This is a genomic window from Labedella endophytica (assembly GCF_003990045.1).
Lineage (GTDB): Bacteria > Actinomycetota > Actinomycetes > Actinomycetales > Microbacteriaceae > Labedella > Labedella endophytica.
Genome location: NZ_RZGZ01000001.1, coordinates 718,452 through 732,906, shown reverse-complemented (window position 1 = coordinate 732,906; position 14,455 = coordinate 718,452). Strand labels below are relative to the sequence as shown.

General features: G+C 70.7%; 15 protein-coding genes. 9 read left to right on the top strand and 6 right to left on the bottom strand.

Annotation, left to right across the window (positions count from 1 at the left end):
• Positions 1–32: 32 nt before the first annotated feature.
• The 3 genes from ELQ94_RS03425 to ELQ94_RS03415 form a co-directional block, all read right to left on the bottom strand.
• The gene (locus ELQ94_RS03425; RefSeq protein WP_127047133.1) at positions 33–1,472 is read right to left on the bottom strand and encodes a hypothetical protein; all 1,440 of its coding nucleotides are present in this window, start codon (positions 1,470–1,472) and stop codon (positions 33–35) included.
• A gap of 133 nt (positions 1,473–1,605) precedes the next feature.
• Entirely contained in the window at positions 1,606–2,958 is a 1,353-nt protein-coding gene (locus ELQ94_RS03420; protein ID WP_127047131.1) for a maltokinase N-terminal cap-like domain-containing protein, read from the bottom strand.
• A 114-nt stretch (positions 2,959–3,072) separates the two neighbouring features.
• Positions 3,073–3,660 carry an NUDIX hydrolase family protein gene (locus tag ELQ94_RS03415; RefSeq protein WP_127047129.1) on the bottom strand — a complete coding sequence of 196 codons (588 nt, stop codon included), beginning with the start codon at positions 3,658–3,660 and terminating at the stop codon, positions 3,073–3,075.
• 150 nt (positions 3,661–3,810) lie between these two features.
• On the opposite strand from ELQ94_RS03415, the gene ELQ94_RS03410 reads away from it, so the two are divergent.
• Genes ELQ94_RS03410 through ELQ94_RS03395 form a run of 4 tightly spaced genes read left to right on the top strand, consistent with a single transcriptional unit; the run spans position 3,811 to position 10,175 of the window.
• The gene (locus ELQ94_RS03410; protein ID WP_127047127.1) at positions 3,811–4,452 is read left to right on the top strand and encodes an alpha/beta hydrolase; all 642 of its coding nucleotides are present in this window, start codon (positions 3,811–3,813) and stop codon (positions 4,450–4,452) included.
• Positions 4,449–4,622 carry a hypothetical protein gene (locus tag ELQ94_RS17235; protein ID WP_166404640.1) on the top strand — a complete coding sequence of 58 codons (174 nt, stop codon included), beginning with the start codon at positions 4,449–4,451 and terminating at the stop codon, positions 4,620–4,622. Before ELQ94_RS03410 ends, ELQ94_RS17235 begins: the two co-directional genes overlap by 4 nt.
• Entirely contained in the window at positions 4,619–9,406 is a 4,788-nt protein-coding gene (locus ELQ94_RS03400) for an Lhr family ATP-dependent helicase (protein WP_127047125.1), read from the top strand. The genes ELQ94_RS17235 and ELQ94_RS03400 overlap by 4 nt, the downstream gene beginning before the upstream one ends.
• On the top strand, positions 9,399–10,175 hold the full coding sequence (locus ELQ94_RS03395; RefSeq protein WP_127047123.1) for a DNA-formamidopyrimidine glycosylase family protein: 777 nt from the start codon (positions 9,399–9,401) through the stop codon (positions 10,173–10,175). The genes ELQ94_RS03400 and ELQ94_RS03395 overlap by 8 nt, the downstream gene beginning before the upstream one ends.
• Before the next feature lie 26 nt (positions 10,176–10,201).
• Here ELQ94_RS03395 and ELQ94_RS03390 read toward each other — a convergent pair whose 3' ends face one another.
• A complete protein-coding gene (locus ELQ94_RS03390; RefSeq protein ID WP_127047121.1) occupies positions 10,202–11,155 on the bottom strand; it encodes a hypothetical protein in 954 nt (317 codons plus the stop codon).
• A gap of 110 nt (positions 11,156–11,265) precedes the next feature.
• Between ELQ94_RS03390 and ELQ94_RS03385 the strand changes: the two genes are divergently transcribed.
• A complete protein-coding gene (locus ELQ94_RS03385) occupies positions 11,266–11,646 on the top strand; it encodes a DUF4190 domain-containing protein (protein WP_127047119.1) in 381 nt (126 codons plus the stop codon).
• A 122-nt stretch (positions 11,647–11,768) separates the two neighbouring features.
• Here ELQ94_RS03385 and ELQ94_RS03380 read toward each other — a convergent pair whose 3' ends face one another.
• Positions 11,769–12,149: a DUF7882 family protein gene (locus tag ELQ94_RS03380; protein WP_208007510.1), complete on the bottom strand. Its 381-nt coding sequence runs from the start codon at positions 12,147–12,149 to the stop codon at positions 11,769–11,771.
• A gap of 236 nt (positions 12,150–12,385) precedes the next feature.
• Between ELQ94_RS03380 and ELQ94_RS03375 the strand changes: the two genes are divergently transcribed.
• On the top strand, positions 12,386–12,742 hold the full coding sequence (locus ELQ94_RS03375) for a hypothetical protein (RefSeq protein ID WP_127047117.1): 357 nt from the start codon (positions 12,386–12,388) through the stop codon (positions 12,740–12,742).
• 98 nt (positions 12,743–12,840) lie between these two features.
• Here the strand turns inward: ELQ94_RS03375 and ELQ94_RS03370 are convergent, their stop codons facing one another.
• Entirely contained in the window at positions 12,841–13,212 is a 372-nt protein-coding gene (locus tag ELQ94_RS03370) for a DUF7882 family protein (RefSeq protein WP_127047115.1), read from the bottom strand.
• 288 nt (positions 13,213–13,500) lie between these two features.
• Here ELQ94_RS03370 and ELQ94_RS03365 point away from each other — a divergent pair, with 288 nt between their 5' ends.
• The 3 genes from ELQ94_RS03365 to ELQ94_RS03355 all read left to right on the top strand — a co-directional run bounded on the left by ELQ94_RS03365 (position 13,501) and on the right by ELQ94_RS03355 (position 14,423).
• A complete protein-coding gene (locus tag ELQ94_RS03365) occupies positions 13,501–13,773 on the top strand; it encodes a hypothetical protein (protein WP_243696836.1) in 273 nt (90 codons plus the stop codon).
• Positions 13,770–13,982, top strand: a complete 213-nt coding sequence (locus ELQ94_RS03360; protein ID WP_127047113.1) for a DUF2795 domain-containing protein — start codon at positions 13,770–13,772, stop codon at positions 13,980–13,982. The genes ELQ94_RS03365 and ELQ94_RS03360 overlap by 4 nt, the downstream gene beginning before the upstream one ends.
• A 102-nt stretch (positions 13,983–14,084) precedes the next feature.
• The gene (locus tag ELQ94_RS03355) at positions 14,085–14,423 is read left to right on the top strand and encodes a DUF7882 family protein (RefSeq protein WP_127047111.1); all 339 of its coding nucleotides are present in this window, start codon (positions 14,085–14,087) and stop codon (positions 14,421–14,423) included.
• Positions 14,424–14,455: the final 32 nt, after the last annotated feature.

The window sequence follows — 14,455 nt, the reverse complement described above, 5'->3', positions numbered from 1 at the left end:
AGCACATACGAGGTTTTTTGGTACCTGCGGGGTCAGTCGCCGTCGAAGCCACCCATGAGGCCGCCGATGATGAGACCGCCGAGGACGCCGCCCATGATGTCGCCGCCGCCTCCCCCGCGGCCTCCGCCGAAACCGCCGCCGTAGCCGCCGCCGTAACCCTGGCGGTACTGCTGCTGCTGCATCTGCTCGTACTGCTGCTTCTGGTGCGCCTCGATGTCGCGCTGACCGAGGGTGACCGCGAGCGCCGCGAGACTCGCCGCGCGTCGCACCTGCGCGAGGGCCGCGACCGGATCCGCTGCGCTGTCGAGGGTGTCGAGCAGTCGCTCGGCCTCGGCCAGGCGTGTGCGCGCGTCCGGGCCGATCGGACCCCGGTACCCGGACAGGAAATCGCGGGCGACACCGATCTGACGGTCGGCGTCGTCGATCGCGGAGGGCAGGGCGGCGCGCGCATGATCGAGCTGCTCCTGGCGCCCGCGGGCATCCGCCGTGACGTCGTCGAGGGCCGTGTTCGCGTCGCGCAGCAGCTCGAGCTCGCCGAGCGGATCCCGCCGGTCGGACGGAGCGGTGACGACCGTGAGGGCGTCCTGCGCGCGCCTGATCGCCGACTCGATGGCCGGACGAGCCGACACGTCCCGCAGCGTCGGAATGAGGCGACGGGCCTCGACGATGTCCGACTCCGTGTCGGCGATGACGGCGGCGAGGGTGGACTCGGCCCGCAACGCCTCCACTTCGAAGTGCTCGACGGACCCGACGAGCTGACCCGCACGATGCACGGCCTCCTCGGCGGTCTGGAGGGGTACGGTCGCATCGGCCGCGCGCCGCGAGCCGAGCCGGTCCTCCGCGACGCCGAGGCTGCGGTCCGCGTAGACGAGGAGCTCTCGCGCTTGCGACGGATTGCGGCCGATGGCGCGCAGCGCCTCGTCCGAGTACCGCTCCCTCAGCCGTTCGAGGAGCCGCTCGGAGGATTCGATGCCCGGCTCGACCTCGGCCATGCGCGATCGGATCGATCGCACCGCTGACGGGCCCTGCTTCTCGAGCGACCGGAGCGAGGTGAAGGCGGCCGCCTGCTCGGCGAGCGCCTGCTCGGCCGCCGCGGCGAGCTCGATGATGCGCCGGTTCCACTCCCGCCGCTCCTCGACGGTGTCCGGGAACGCGTCTTCGAGGCGCTGCTTCAGCTCGAACGCCTCACGGAGACGAGCGCGCGAGTTCGCGAGGGCCCTGGTGAAGTCCCGCGTCGCGGTCTCGCCGAACTCGGCGACGGCGAAGCCCACCTCGTCCTCGCTCGACTGCACGCGGTCGTCTGCGTGGACCAGGGCGGAACCGGCGCGCGTCTCGAGTTCGCGCAGCTCGTTCTCCGTCGCCTCGATCCGCTTCCGACCGGCACGCCGGACGAGGGCGACGGTGACGCCGATCGCCGCCCCGACACCGACGACGACAACAACGAGGGGGATGAGGATTTCCAGGAGACCCATGGGCTGATTCTACGGACGTCGGACGGGAGGACGCTCCACGCGCCGGGTATCCGGCGGACGCGGGACGGGCCGCGCGGCCCGTCTACCGCGGCTGATGTCGGGGACGACCCGTCCGCCGCCGGTCGAGCGGTCGCTACGCGTTCGTCGGGCCGGCGAGGCGGGCGACGGCGGCGAGCGGGATCCCGAGCCAGGTCGGGCGGTTCCGCACCTCGTAGAGGGTCTCGTAGACCGCCTTGTCGAGTTCGAACGCGTCGAGGACGTCGCGATGAGCGGCGAGGTCCGCGCCGGACCGACGCTGGTACCCGTCGATGAAGGCGTCGCGGCCCTCGACCGCCCAGGCCGAGGCTCCGGCGGCGCCCGCCCCGTCCTCCTGCCCCAGTGAACCGGCGACGTAGTCGAAGGAGCGCAGCATGCCGGCGACGTCCCGGAGGGCGATGTCGGGCCGCGAGCGCTCGGACATCGGCCGCAACGGCTCTCCCTCGAAGTCGATGACTACCCAGCCGCGAGCCTGCGTCCACAGGACCTGTCCGAGGTGGAGGTCGCCGTGGACCCGCTGCTGCGCCGGCCACTCGGCGTGGGCCGCGCGCTCGTAGACCGCGTCGATCGCCTCGAGGTGGTCGGCGAGACCGGGCACCTCGGCCACGGCCATCGCGAGTCGCGAACGCATGAGGGCGACCGCATCGGCGATGTCGGCGGGAGCCGTCGGCACCGTGGGGAACACGGCGGCCAACGTCTCGTGGACCTCCGCGACCGCCTCACCCAGGTCGGCGGCCTTCGCTGTGAAGTCCTCCCCGGCGGCGGCGGCGCGCAGCGCCACCCGCCAGGCGTCCTCGCTGCCCGGGAGGAACTCCTGCACGGCCGCCAGGTGGCCCACGGCGACGCCGTCGGCGCGACCCGTGTCGGGCCACGATCCGGTGAGAACGCCGAACGAGCGGGGCACCCGATCGGAACCGGCCGCGCTGATACCCGTCTGCAGGGTCACGTCGGGGTTCTCTCCGTGGTGCACGAGGCGGAAGAGCTTGACGATCGTCTGGGGCACGACGCTCCCGTCGACCTCGACGACGATCGACGTGTTGGACTGCTCCCCCGCGAAGACGTGGGAGGAGACGCGCGTTCCCGGATCGGCCGAGGGGTGGCCGGTCGCGTGGGCGTCGGCACCGTCGAGGCGGCCGGCCGAGGAGATCGCACTCAGCAGCAGGTCGACATAGGCCGGGTCGTGCGGCGCGTCGTAGAGGAAGAGCCCGTCGGCCTCGCCGATGAGCGCGCCGTCGGCTCCGGGGAGCGCCTCCGAGCGGAAGGAGACGGGTACCTGGTACAGGAGCGGCTCGGTTCCCGCCTCGTCGATCAGCAGGAAGGTCGTGACGCGGACACCGGTCGTCTCACCCTCGAGGGTGCCGACGATCCGGACCGCCGGTTCGGCGCCCTTCGCCTGATACCAGCGCTGACGCGCCATCCAGCGGGCGAGGACGGGGGGTACGGCGCTCATATGCGCGACTGTATCCCGACTCGGGCCCTCCCCGTGAGGGGTCGCTTTCGACGACGGGACATGACAGGGTCCGCGACCGGGGCGACGGACCCCGTCATCCGCGGATCGAGGTCGTCAGTGCAGGCAGCCGACGGAGGCGAGGGCTGAGCGCACGAGAGCGCCGCGGCCTCCCTCCATCTCGGCGGCGACGGCGTCCGACGCCGCCTCGACCGCGGTCATCCAGGTGACCTCGAGGGCGTCCTGCCGCGGTTCGCACGTACCCGTGACCGGGACGACGTAGGCGAGGGAGACCGCGTGCTGCCGGTCGTCCGAGAAGAGCGAGACACCCGGCATCGGGAAGTACTCGGCGACCTGGAACGGAACGGCGGACGTGGGCAGCTGCGGGAACGCCATCGGCCCGAGGTCCTTCTCCAGGTGGCGGAAGAGCGCCTCCCGGATGGTCTCGCCGTACATCACGCGGCCGGACACGAGCGAGCGGGTCATCTGCCCCGTGGGTGTCGAGCGGAGCAGGACACCCACCTCGGTGACGACGCCGAGCCCGTCTACCCTCACGGGCACCGCCTCGACGTAGAGCAGCGGGAGTCGTTGGCGGATCTCGGCGAGCTCCACATCGCTCAACCAACCCGGATTCACCGACGGTCGGGACGACGCGTTCGGCTCCTCGGGGACGTCGGGATCGGGATCGGGGGTTCTCACGGCCATGCCGCCATTCTGCCGTGCGCCGGCACGAGTGGGTGCACCGACGTCGAGAGTCGTGGACGCCGTGCGCCCCGAGCGGCCGGACCGTCGGTGGCCGCGCCTACTCTGGAGAGGTGCGCCCCTCGGCGTGCGGAACGTCTGGAGGCCCTGCACATGAGCGACATCGCCATCGACGACGACGCGATCCTCTGGTCGGCCGGTCCCGCGGACCGAGTGGGTCGTCCCCTCCTCGTCCTCCTGCACGGGTACGGCTCCACCGAGAGCGATCTCTTCCAGGTGGGCACCTCCCTCCCCCTCGAGCCGGTCATCGCCTCGCTGCGCGCGCCCCTGTCGGCCGGATGGCCCCTCGTCGGGTGGGCGTGGTACCCGCTTCAGGGGGACTTCCTCCCCGTGGCCTCCGAGGTCGACGCCGCGGCCCACGCGGTCCTCGACTGGATCGACCGCCTCGAGGTCCCCCCGACATCGATCGGTCTGCTCGGCTTCTCGCAAGGCGGCTCGGTCGTGCTCCAGCTCCTGCGCGCGGCACCCGATCGATTCGCCTACGGGGTGACCCTCGCGGGTTTCGTCGCGACGCGCGAGCACGCGGGCGACGCGGCCCTCGCCGAGGCGGCCCCTCCCGTGTTCTGGGGCCGCGGCACCCACGACACCGTGATCCCGGCGGCGGCCGTGCAGCTCACGGGCGAGTGGCTGCCCGCCCACTCGACGCTCACGGGTCGCATCTACGAGGGACTCGGGCACGCGGTGTCTGCGCAGGCGCTCGCCGACGTGTCCGCGTTCATCACGCGTTCGGCGTGATCGGCCTGATCGGCCTGATCGTCCTGATCGGCCTGATCGGCCTGATCGTCCTGATCGTCCTGATCGGCCTGATCGGCCTGATCGGCCTGATCGTCACGACGGTGCACGATCGGGCGGCCGGCGTCGACCCCACACCGATGTCGGTGGTGTGTGTTTCGATGACACCGTGACCGACATCCTCGATCGATTCTCACCCGCCACCCGGGAGTGGTTCGCGGGTGCGTTCGAGGCGCCCACGCGCGCGCAGGCCGGGGCGTGGGACGCGATCTCCCGAGGGTCGAACGCACTGGTCGTCGCTCCCACCGGATCGGGCAAGACGCTGTCGGCGTTCCTCTGGTCGATCGATCGCCTCATCTCCGCCGCACCGTCACCGAATCCACGGCCCGCCGGGAGCCCAGCCCCTGGCACGCGCGTGCTCTACATCTCTCCCCTCAAAGCGCTCGGCGTCGACGTCGAGCGCAACCTCCGGTCGCCCCTCGTGGGCGTCACGCAGACGGCCAAGCGGCTCGGTCTCGAGGTCCCCGACATCCGCGTCGGCGTCCGCTCGGGCGACACGCCGCAATCCGAGCGACGGGCGCTGCTGAAGAGCCCTCCGGACATCCTCATCACCACGCCGGAGTCGCTCTTCCTCCTGCTCACCTCGGCCGCGCGCGAGACCCTCCGCGACGTGTCGACGATCATCGTCGACGAGGTGCACGCCCTCGCCGGGTCGAAGCGCGGGGCACACCTCGCCGTGTCGCTCGAGCGGCTCGACGACCTGCTCGAGAAGCCCGCTCAGCGCATCGGCCTGTCCGCCACGGTCCGTCCGCACGAGGAGGTCGCGCGCTTCCTGTGCGGACGCGCGCCGGTGGAGATCGTCGCGCCGACGGCCGACAAGAAGTTCGATCTCACCGTGGTGGTCCCGGTGGACGACATGACCGACCCGGGGTCGGGCGACCCCGCGCCCACCGGCCCGCGCGAGGGGGCGACGGCCGGCTCCCTCGTGCAGGACGGCGAACGCTCCACGTCGATCTGGCCCCACGTGGAGGAGGCGATCGTCGACCGCATCCTCGACCACCGCTCCACGATCGTCTTCGCGAACTCACGGCGACTCGCCGAGCGACTCACCGCCCGCTTCAATGAGATCTGGGAGGAGCGCAACGCTCCTGCTGAGGAGTCGGAGGAGGGCGGCGCGGGCCCCGTCCGTCGCGCCCCGGCCGCACTCATGGGCGGCAGTGGACAGACGAAGGGCTCCACGGCCGGAACCGCCGTGCTCGAGCCGGGAGCGGCCACGGAGAACTCGGGGGCGCCGCTCGCCCGAGCCCACCACGGTTCCGTGTCGAAGGAGCAGCGCGCCGAGATCGAGGACGCGCTCAAGACGGGCCGGCTGCGCTGTGTCGTCGCCACCTCGAGTCTCGAACTCGGCATCGACATGGGCGACGTGGATCTCGTGGTGCAGGTGGAGACGCCTCCGTCGGTCGCGAGCGGACTCCAGCGCGTGGGGCGTGCGGGTCACCAGGTGGGCGAGATCTCGCGCGGTGTCCTCTTCCCGAAGCACCGCTCCGACCTGGTGAGCACGGCCGTGGCGACGGAGCGCATGGTGTCCGGGCAGATCGAACGCCTCTCCGTTCCGGCCAACCCGCTCGACGTGCTCGCGCAGCAGACCGTGGCCGTGTGCGCCCTCGACACCGTGGAGGTGGAGGCGTGGTTCGAGACGGTGCGGCGAAGCGCGCCGTTCCGCTCGCTCCCCCGCTCGGCCTTCGAGGCGACGCTCGACCTACTCGCCGGACGCTATCCGAGCGACGACTTCGCCGAGCTGCGCCCGCGCCTCGTCTGGGATCGCGACGCTGGCACACTCACCGGCCGCCCGGGTGCCCAGCGGCTCGCCGTCACGAGCGGCGGCACGATCCCCGACCGCGGCATGTTCGCCGTGCACATGGTGGGTGGCGACGCGAAGGGCGGAACCCGGGTCGGCGAGCTCGACGAGGAGATGGTCTACGAGTCGCGCGTCGGCGACGTCTTCGCCCTCGGCGCCACGAGCTGGACGATCCAGGAGATCACGCACGACCGTGTGCTCGTGACCCCGGCGTTCGGCCAGCCCGGCCGCCTCCCGTTCTGGAAGGGCGACGGCCTCGGCCGGCCGGCCGAGCTCGGCGAGGCGATCGGCGCCTTCATGCGCGAGACCGATGCGGCGCCGAAGGCCACGGCCGAGGCACGGCTCGCCGAGGCCGGCCTCGACTCCCGCGCCATCGGCAACCTCCTCACGTACCTCGCGGAGCAGAAGCGCTCGACGGGCCAGTTGCCGAGCGACAAGACCCTGGTGGTGGAGCGCAGCCGGGACGAGCTCGGCGACTGGCGGGTCATCCTTCATTCCCCGTACGGCATGCACGTGCACGCGCCGTGGGCGCTCGCGGTCGCGGCCCGCGTCCGCGAGCGCCTCGGCGTCGACGGCGGCGCCACGGCGAGCGACGACGGCATCATCGTGCGGATCCCGGACACGGACTCCGAGCCGCCCGGGGCGGATCTCTTCGTCATCGAGCCCGACGAGCTGGAGGCCATCGTGCGGGACGAGGTGGGCGGTTCGGCCCTGTTCGCCTCCCGGTTCCGCGAGTGCGCGGCGCGGGCCCTGCTCCTGCCCAATCGTCGCCCGGGATCCCGGGCCCCGCTCTGGCAGCAGCGCCAGCGCTCGGCGCAACTGCTCGACGTCGCGAAGCGGTACCCCGATTTCCCGATCCTGCTCGAGACGGTGCGCGAGTGCCTGCAGGACGTGTACGACCTCCCGGCGCTCCTCGATCTCGCCAAGCGCATCGAGAACAGGTCCGTGCGCGTGGTCGAGACCACCACGGACACCCCGTCGCCGTTCGCGACCTCCCTGCTCTTCGGGTACGTCGGCGCTTTCATGTACGAGGGCGACAGCCCGCTCGCCGAGCGTCGGGCCGCTGCCCTCGCGCTCGACCAGGGCATGCTCTCCGAGTTGCTCGGCCACGTCGAGTTGCGTGAACTCCTCGACCCCGGGGTCATCACGCGAACGGAGCTCGAGCTCCAGCGGCTCGCCCCCGAACGTCGCATGCGCGGCATCGAGGGCGTGGCCGACCTCGTCCGCATGCTCGGCCCGCTCACGGTCGAGGAGGTCGCCGAGCGCCTCGAGTCCGAGGGCGACGAGGCGCGCTCGGACACGGTGACGAGCGACGCGCGCGACGACACCGACAGCGACGACGTCGCCCCGCCACACGCCTCCGTCGAGACCGCTCGAGCCCACCTCGAGGCGCTCTCGACGTCCCGGCGCGTCATCCGCGCCTCGTTCGCCGGCGCCGAATGGTGGTCGGCGATCGAGGACGCGTCCCGGCTGCGGGACGCGCTCGGCGTGCCGCTCCCCATCGGCGTCCCCGTCGCGTTCATCGAGCCGGTCGCCGACCCCCTCGGCGACCTCGTCGCTCGCTACGCGCGCACCCACGGCCCCTTCACGACCGGCGCGGTCGCCCGTCGCTTCGGGCTCGGCGCGGCCGTCGCCCGCCACACCCTCGGCCGCCTCGCGGACGAGCGTCGCGTGCTCAGCGGCGAATTCCTCGCCGCCGCGCGGGATCGCGGCGCCGACGACGACGAGTGGTGCGACGCCGAGGTGCTCCGTCGCCTGCGGCTGCGGTCTCTCGCGGCGCTGCGCCATGAGGTCGAACCCGTCGACCAGCAGACCTTCGCCCGCTTCCTTCCCGACTGGCAACACGTGTCCGGATCGCTCCGGGGCGTGGACGGAGTCCTGACGGTGATCGAACAGCTCGCGGGCGTTCCGATCCCCGCGTCGGCGTGGGAGTCGCTCGTCCTGCCGCAGCGCGTCAGGGACTATTCGCCGAGCATGCTCGACGAGCTGACCGCCACGGGCGAGGTGTCGTGGTCGGGCGCGGGCTCGCTGCCGGGCGCCGACGGCTGGGTCGCGCTGCACCCCGCGGACGCCGCCGCCGTCACCCTCCCGATCAACCGCGACGACCACGAACCCGACGCGCTCCAGCGCGAGATCCTCCTCTCCCTGGGCAGCGGGGGCGCCTACTTCTTCTCTCAGCTCGCGGAGAGCACCGGATCGGACGACGACAAGGCGCTCGTCTCCGCCATCTGGGAGCTCGTCTGGGCGGGCCTCATCACGAACGACACCTTCAGTCCGCTCCGCATGCTCACGGGCGGGGGCGGTGCCCACCGCAGCGCTCGCGCCACTCCCCGAGCCCGCACCTACCGCGGTCGTGCCTATGCGCGGCCCACCATGACGACCCGTGTCGCGAACGGCGGCTCGAGCGCGGGACAGCGACTCGGCGGCCGCTGGTCGATCCTGCCCCTCGCCGAGAGCGATCCCACGATCCGCGCCGCCGCGACGGCCGAGATCCTGCTCGACCGCTACGGCATCGTCACCCGCGGTTCCGTAGCGACCGAAGGGGTGCCCGGCGGCTTCGCCCTCGCGTACAAGGTCCTGAGCGGCTTCGAGGAGAAGGGTCGCGCGCGGCGCGGCTACATCATCGACGGTCTCGGCGCCGCGCAGTTCTCCACCTCCGGCACCGTCGATCGTGTGCGCACGTTCGTGCGCACCGAGGCGCGGGGTGAACGGCCAGGCGAGAAGCTCACGGCCGTCACCCTCGCGGCCACGGATCCCGCGAATCCCTACGGAGCGGCTCTCCCCTGGCCGAGCTCCGACACCACGGGCACGAAGCACCGTCCGGGCCGCAAGGCCGGCGGTCTCGTCACGATCGTGGACGGAGAACTCGTGTTCTACCTCGAGCGCGGCGGGTCCTCGCTCCTCGTCTTCACCGAGGACGAGCGACTCGTGGGCGATGCCGCGATGTCTCTCGCGGGCGTCGTCCGGGACGGGCGCATCGAGAAGCTCGCGGTCGAGAACGCCAACGGCGACTTCGTGCTCGGCGGCCGCCTCGCGCTCCCCCTCCGGGAGGCCGGTTTCTCCGAGACCCCTCGCGGACTCCGGATCCGACGTGCCTGAGGGGGACACGGTCTACCGGACGGCCGCACAGCTGCACCGTGCGCTCGCCGACGACATCGTGACGTGCTGGGATCTGCGCGTCCCGTCGTTCGCCACCTCCGACCTGCGGGGCGCCGAGATCCACGAGGTCGTCAGCCGAGGCAAGCACATCCTGCACCGGGTGGGTGACTTCACCCTCCACACCCACCTCAAGATGGAGGGGTCCTGGCACCTGTACCGCCCCGACTCCCGTTGGCGACGACCCGACCACACCGTCCGCGCGATCGTCGGCACCGAATCGTGGGTGGGTGTCGGGTTCGAACTCGGTGTCACCGAGCTGATCCCGCGGGACCGCGAGGACGACGTCGTCGGACACCTCGGACCCGACCTCCTCGGACCCGACTGGAACGCGATGGAGGCGATCGACCGCCTGAGCGCCGATCCGGCCCGGCCGCTCGCCGTCGCCCTGCTCGACCAGCGCAATCTCGCCGGGATCGGAAACGTGTTCGCGAACGAGATCTGCTTCTTGCGAGGTGCGCTGCCGACGCGGCCGGTCGGCGACGTCGATGTGGCACGAACGGTCGACCTCGCGCACCGACTCATCCTGGCCAACCGCGATCGGGCCGAACGCACTACCACGGGCGACACGCGCCCCGGCAAGCAGGTGTGGGTCTACGGACGCGGGGGGCGGCCGTGCCGCCGCTGCGGGACGCGCATCCGCAGCGGCGAACTCGGTGCGGACGAGCTCTCCCTGCGCGTCACCACGTGGTGCCCGCGCTGCCAGACCTGACCTCGGTCAGTCGGTCCTGACCTCGCTCAGTCGGCGTCGGGGAACTCTCCCGCGCGCCACCCGTCGGAATCCGTGAGGGAGCGCCAGCGGGCGAGGAACACCGCGGCCGCATCGTCGTGCACGAGGCCGCCGCCGGCCGTCAGGACGGGGTACGGCGTCTCGGGCACCCCGTCGGCCGGACGCACGTCGATGTGGGCGACGGAGTAGCCGTTCTCGTGCAGCCAGCCGGCCATGGCGTAGTCGGTCCGGGAGTCTCCCATGGTCCGCCACACCTGCGGGATCTCGAGCCCGTGCTCGCGAGCGAGCAGGATCGCCCGCTGCGCCCCGAGGTCCTTGCCGAGAGCGGGGTGCTCGATGTCGGTGGAGATGATCGTGGGATCGATCCGCACCGTCACCTCGCCCGCCCGGCCGAGGTCGACGACGTCCTCGCGCTGGAACCCTCCCCCGGTCTCGATGACACGTCGGGCGACGTCGTCGTCGAAGAGCACCTGAGCCGCGTGATAGTCCGACCGCGGCACCTCCACGATCTGCTCGACGGAGATCATCGCGAGCTTGTCCCGATCGAAGAACATCGTGTCGGCGTACCGCTCCGCGACCCGCTCGTCGACCCAGTTCTCGAGCGACTCGTCCATCGCGAGCCGCGAGTCGACCTCGGGCTCGTCCTCGGTCTGGGCGTCGAAGCCGAACCACACGGCCCCCTTCTCGCACACGGCCCACAACCGCCGACCGGGCTCGAGACCGGCCGCTCGCACGGCGGGGACCACGACGTCGCTGATGAAGGCCGCGGCCCTCCCCGTGTTGAACACGACGAGCGCTCCGCCGTTCGCGAGTGCCGCGAGGTCGGCGGCCACGCTCTCGAGACGGACCGTGCGCGTATCGGGACTCGCGATCGGGCCGTCCACGTCGAGCAGGAGCGCCACGGGAGGGCGGGTGGATGCGGGCGTCGAGGCGGATCCGGGCAAGGCGTCAGCTGAGGTCATCACCCGCCCATGCTACGGCCGAGCGGGAATCGGCACTCCAGAGACGTCCCCCTCCCGCTCGGCGGAGGGGATCACTACAGTTGCGAGGAATCCGATCCGAAAGGCACGACATGAGCGAGCAGTATCCTCCCGCGTCCTCCCACCCGGGCGGCGCCCCCCAGTACTCAGGAGCCCCGTACAACGGCGCACCCAACGGTCCCGTCCCTGGCAAGGTCCTCGGCATCGTCGGTTTCGTGCTCGCGTTCATCGCGGCGCCGATCGGGGTCGTCCTGAGCATCGTCGCGATGATCCAGTCGCGCAAGGCCGGAGCGAAGAACGGTTTCGCGCTCGCGGGCATCATCATCGGCATCATCGGCACCGTCATCATCGTCGCGTCGATCATCGCGGCCGTCGCCCTGGCCGGTGCGGGGATCGACGCGTTCAACGAGGTCTGCGCCGAACTCGGTTCGGGCACGCACACCGAGGGGAACGTGACGTACACCTGCCCGTAGGTACGGCGTCTGCCGCACCGCGGCCGGCCCCGCGGTACGACGGAGGCACCCGAGCTCTTCCCGAGCGCGGGTGCCTCTGTCGTTCGTTCCTCCGTGGTCCCCGTCCGGGCACGGATCGTCTCCTACGAGGCGCGCTGACCCATCAGCTGACGCTCACGGGGAGCGCTCCGTGTCTTCTCGACGTTCGCTGCGACCGGACGCGGAGCGGCGGCCGGCTCGGCGTGCTTCGTGAGGTCGAGGCCCTGCGACGAGAAGGACTCGTTCATCATCTTCTCGAGCCAGTCCTGATTGAAGGAGGGGATGCGGTTCCCCGAGTACGAGAACGAGAGGTCGCTGTTCGCGCTGATCCAGAAAGACTCGGCGTGGAGGCGCCGATCGCCGGACGGCAGCGTGAGGAGGAACCCCTCGCGACGGCGGAGCTTCTGCGTCATCACGACGCTGAGGTGTGCGAGAAGCCGGTCCTCGACGGGGATCTCCCGCGTTCCGTATGTGAGTGCTCCCATGGTGATACCTCCGGGGTGGTGATGGTCGTTGCGCCATCGGCACGATCGGTGCCGAGCTGAGCGCCGATGTTCTTCAGTCTGCGGGAATCGCGAAGACAGCGAATTCAGGCTTGACATCCGGGAGTCACAGCAGGAGAAAACACCGATCCGTGGACCTTCGCACGCGCCGCGTTGCATGAAAAACGGGTGCCGGAACGGGCTTGACTCGTCTCCGACGCTCGACATTGACTGAATGCATGCAGCGCATCTTCTATAGCAACGACTCGGTGCTGACCGGGACCGAGATCACGAGGGCACTCCTCGAGTATGCGGCGGCTCTCGCTCGCCACAGCTCGTCCCAGACCGTCGATATCCCCGTGAGACAAGCGGACGGATCGATCGGGCGTGCCACCCTCCTCATCGGTCCGGCGAGTCAGCTGATCGCCGAAGACGAGGACTCGGAGTTCGAGGAGGTCCGCGACGACATCGCCTTGGCCAAGATGAGGGCCCTGACGGCCGAGCTCTCCTCGCCCCGAGCCGTCCCGGCGGAGGCGGCATCGACGACGGCGGACGAGGTCGCCCCGAACGCCGACGACTCGCTCGAGTGGCTCTGACACGGCATCTCGCGTCCTCTGGGGCTGAACGGCGCTGAATGACGAGACCCCCGACCGCAATGGTCGGGGGTCTCGTCGTTGGTCTTGGCGCGTTCGCGTCAGGTGCGGCGGCCGACTCCCACCGTGGCATCTGTCGACGCCGAGTCGGACGCCGTCGCATGCGAGACGGCGACGGAGGGCTCCGGGACGTCGTCGAGGTTGAGCCCTCTGACGGAATGGGACGCCTCGAGGAGTGCTTTCAGCCACTCAGGATTCAGCGGTGCTTTGCTCTCCTTGGCGAAACGAAACTGCAGCATGGAACCGTCGTGGATCCAGACGGACCGCCGACCCGAACCCTGATGAGCCGGGTAACTCCACGTCAGGAGGAAGGACTCGTTTCGACGAAGCTTCTGGGTCACCACGAACCGCACGTGCTCGAGGAGTCGGTCGTCGAGGGTGAAGTCGTCGGCGCCGACCAGGAGATGGGCCATCTCACGCCTCCGCGGTGCCGGGCGCGATGCACGGGCAGACGATGGCGGGACCGGCAGCGAGCAGGGAATGCGGAGGGAGAAGGGAGATCAACACCCACGCAACGCTAGGCAATTCCAGATCGTGGCGAAGAGAGGCTTGACAGGGACCGTCCGCGTCCGAACGGATCAACGCTCCGAGGGGCCGATCCTCTGAACGATCGCTTAACAGCGTCGCAACGACGTGTCAAGTCGACGACATCCGAAGCCGGATGCACCAGTGTTGACCCTGCACGCGAAAGGGGGATCGGCATGAGCAACGTTGCGACGCCGATACGGCGGGTGGACAGAGAACTCGAGACGATAGCGCTCACCCAGGCATCGTGGCGCGTCTGCGACGCGCGGCTCCCTGACGATGACGGAACGCGCCTGCTCGCGTATGTCGAGCAGATCGACGATCACGTCGAGACCCTGTGGATGTGGCCGAACGCCGGGGAGTGCACGACGACCGCGTCCCTCGATCTGGCCCTCTCCGCCATCCTGGAGCGGCTCCTCGCTCGTCGCATCCTCCTCGAGGCGTCATGAGCGTCTCCACGTCGACGGACACCATGCGACGGGTCGGCGACCTATCCGCCCTGCTCGACACGATCACGTTCCCCGCGGCACGCGACGACCTCCTCCTCCACGCGATCGCGTCGCACGCGACGCCGAGCCTCATCGGAGACCTGCGGTCGCTCGCGCCGTCCCGCTTCGCCGACGCGGCCGCCGTCCGAGAGGCACTCGCGGGACTCTGAAGCGGCGCCGCTCTCCGACGCGATCCTGACCGACCGCGGGTTCGCGGGATAAGCTGAGAGGGCTCGTCCACGACCGGTCCATCAGCATCGAGGAGTCTCACCGTGGGAAAACTCGTCTACGGCGACTCGGACATCGACATCGACATCGATGACCGCTCGCTCGCCCACCTGCAGATCGTCATCGGCAACAAGCTGCGGCGCGGCGAGAGCTTCTTCTTCTCGTGGAAGGACGATCCGACCGTGGGAGACGGACGATCGGCCATCTGGCTCGACCGGGGCATCCCGATGTACTTCAAGTTCTCCGGCGGGCGCGCTCCCGCCATCAATCGCGCGTGGATCGAAGAACTCACGGCCTCCGCGAACAGCGGCACGGGGCTCGTCTTCACCGAGGAGCCGGGTCAACCGGCCGGCACGGCCAGCTCGCTGCGCGGCCACGTCTGACCCGTCGGTGTCGTCCGGCGCGAGGATCGCGC

Excerpts from the sequence above, each read along its gene's own strand:
- ELQ94_RS03425 (WP_127047133.1), bottom strand. The coding sequence starts at position 1,472 with ATGGGTCTCCTGGAAATCCTCATCCCCCTCGTTGTTGTCGTCGTCGGT.
- ELQ94_RS03420 (WP_127047131.1), bottom strand. The coding sequence starts at position 2,958 with ATGAGCGCCGTACCCCCCGTCCTCGCCCGCTGGATGGCGCGTCAGCGC.
- ELQ94_RS03415 (WP_127047129.1), bottom strand. The coding sequence starts at position 3,660 with ATGGCCGTGAGAACCCCCGATCCCGATCCCGACGTCCCCGAGGAGCCG.
- ELQ94_RS03410 (WP_127047127.1), top strand. The coding sequence starts at position 3,811 with ATGAGCGACATCGCCATCGACGACGACGCGATCCTCTGGTCGGCCGGT.
- ELQ94_RS03390 (WP_127047121.1), bottom strand. The coding sequence starts at position 11,155 with ATGACCTCAGCTGACGCCTTGCCCGGATCCGCCTCGACGCCCGCATCC.
- ELQ94_RS03385 (WP_127047119.1), top strand. The coding sequence starts at position 11,266 with ATGAGCGAGCAGTATCCTCCCGCGTCCTCCCACCCGGGCGGCGCCCCC.
- ELQ94_RS03380 (WP_208007510.1), bottom strand. The coding sequence starts at position 12,149 with ATGGGAGCACTCACATACGGAACGCGGGAGATCCCCGTCGAGGACCGG.
- ELQ94_RS03375 (WP_127047117.1), top strand. The coding sequence starts at position 12,386 with ATGCAGCGCATCTTCTATAGCAACGACTCGGTGCTGACCGGGACCGAG.
- ELQ94_RS03370 (WP_127047115.1), bottom strand. The coding sequence starts at position 13,212 with ATGGCCCATCTCCTGGTCGGCGCCGACGACTTCACCCTCGACGACCGA.
- ELQ94_RS03365 (WP_243696836.1), top strand. The coding sequence starts at position 13,501 with ATGAGCAACGTTGCGACGCCGATACGGCGGGTGGACAGAGAACTCGAG.
- ELQ94_RS03360 (WP_127047113.1), top strand. The coding sequence starts at position 13,770 with ATGAGCGTCTCCACGTCGACGGACACCATGCGACGGGTCGGCGACCTA.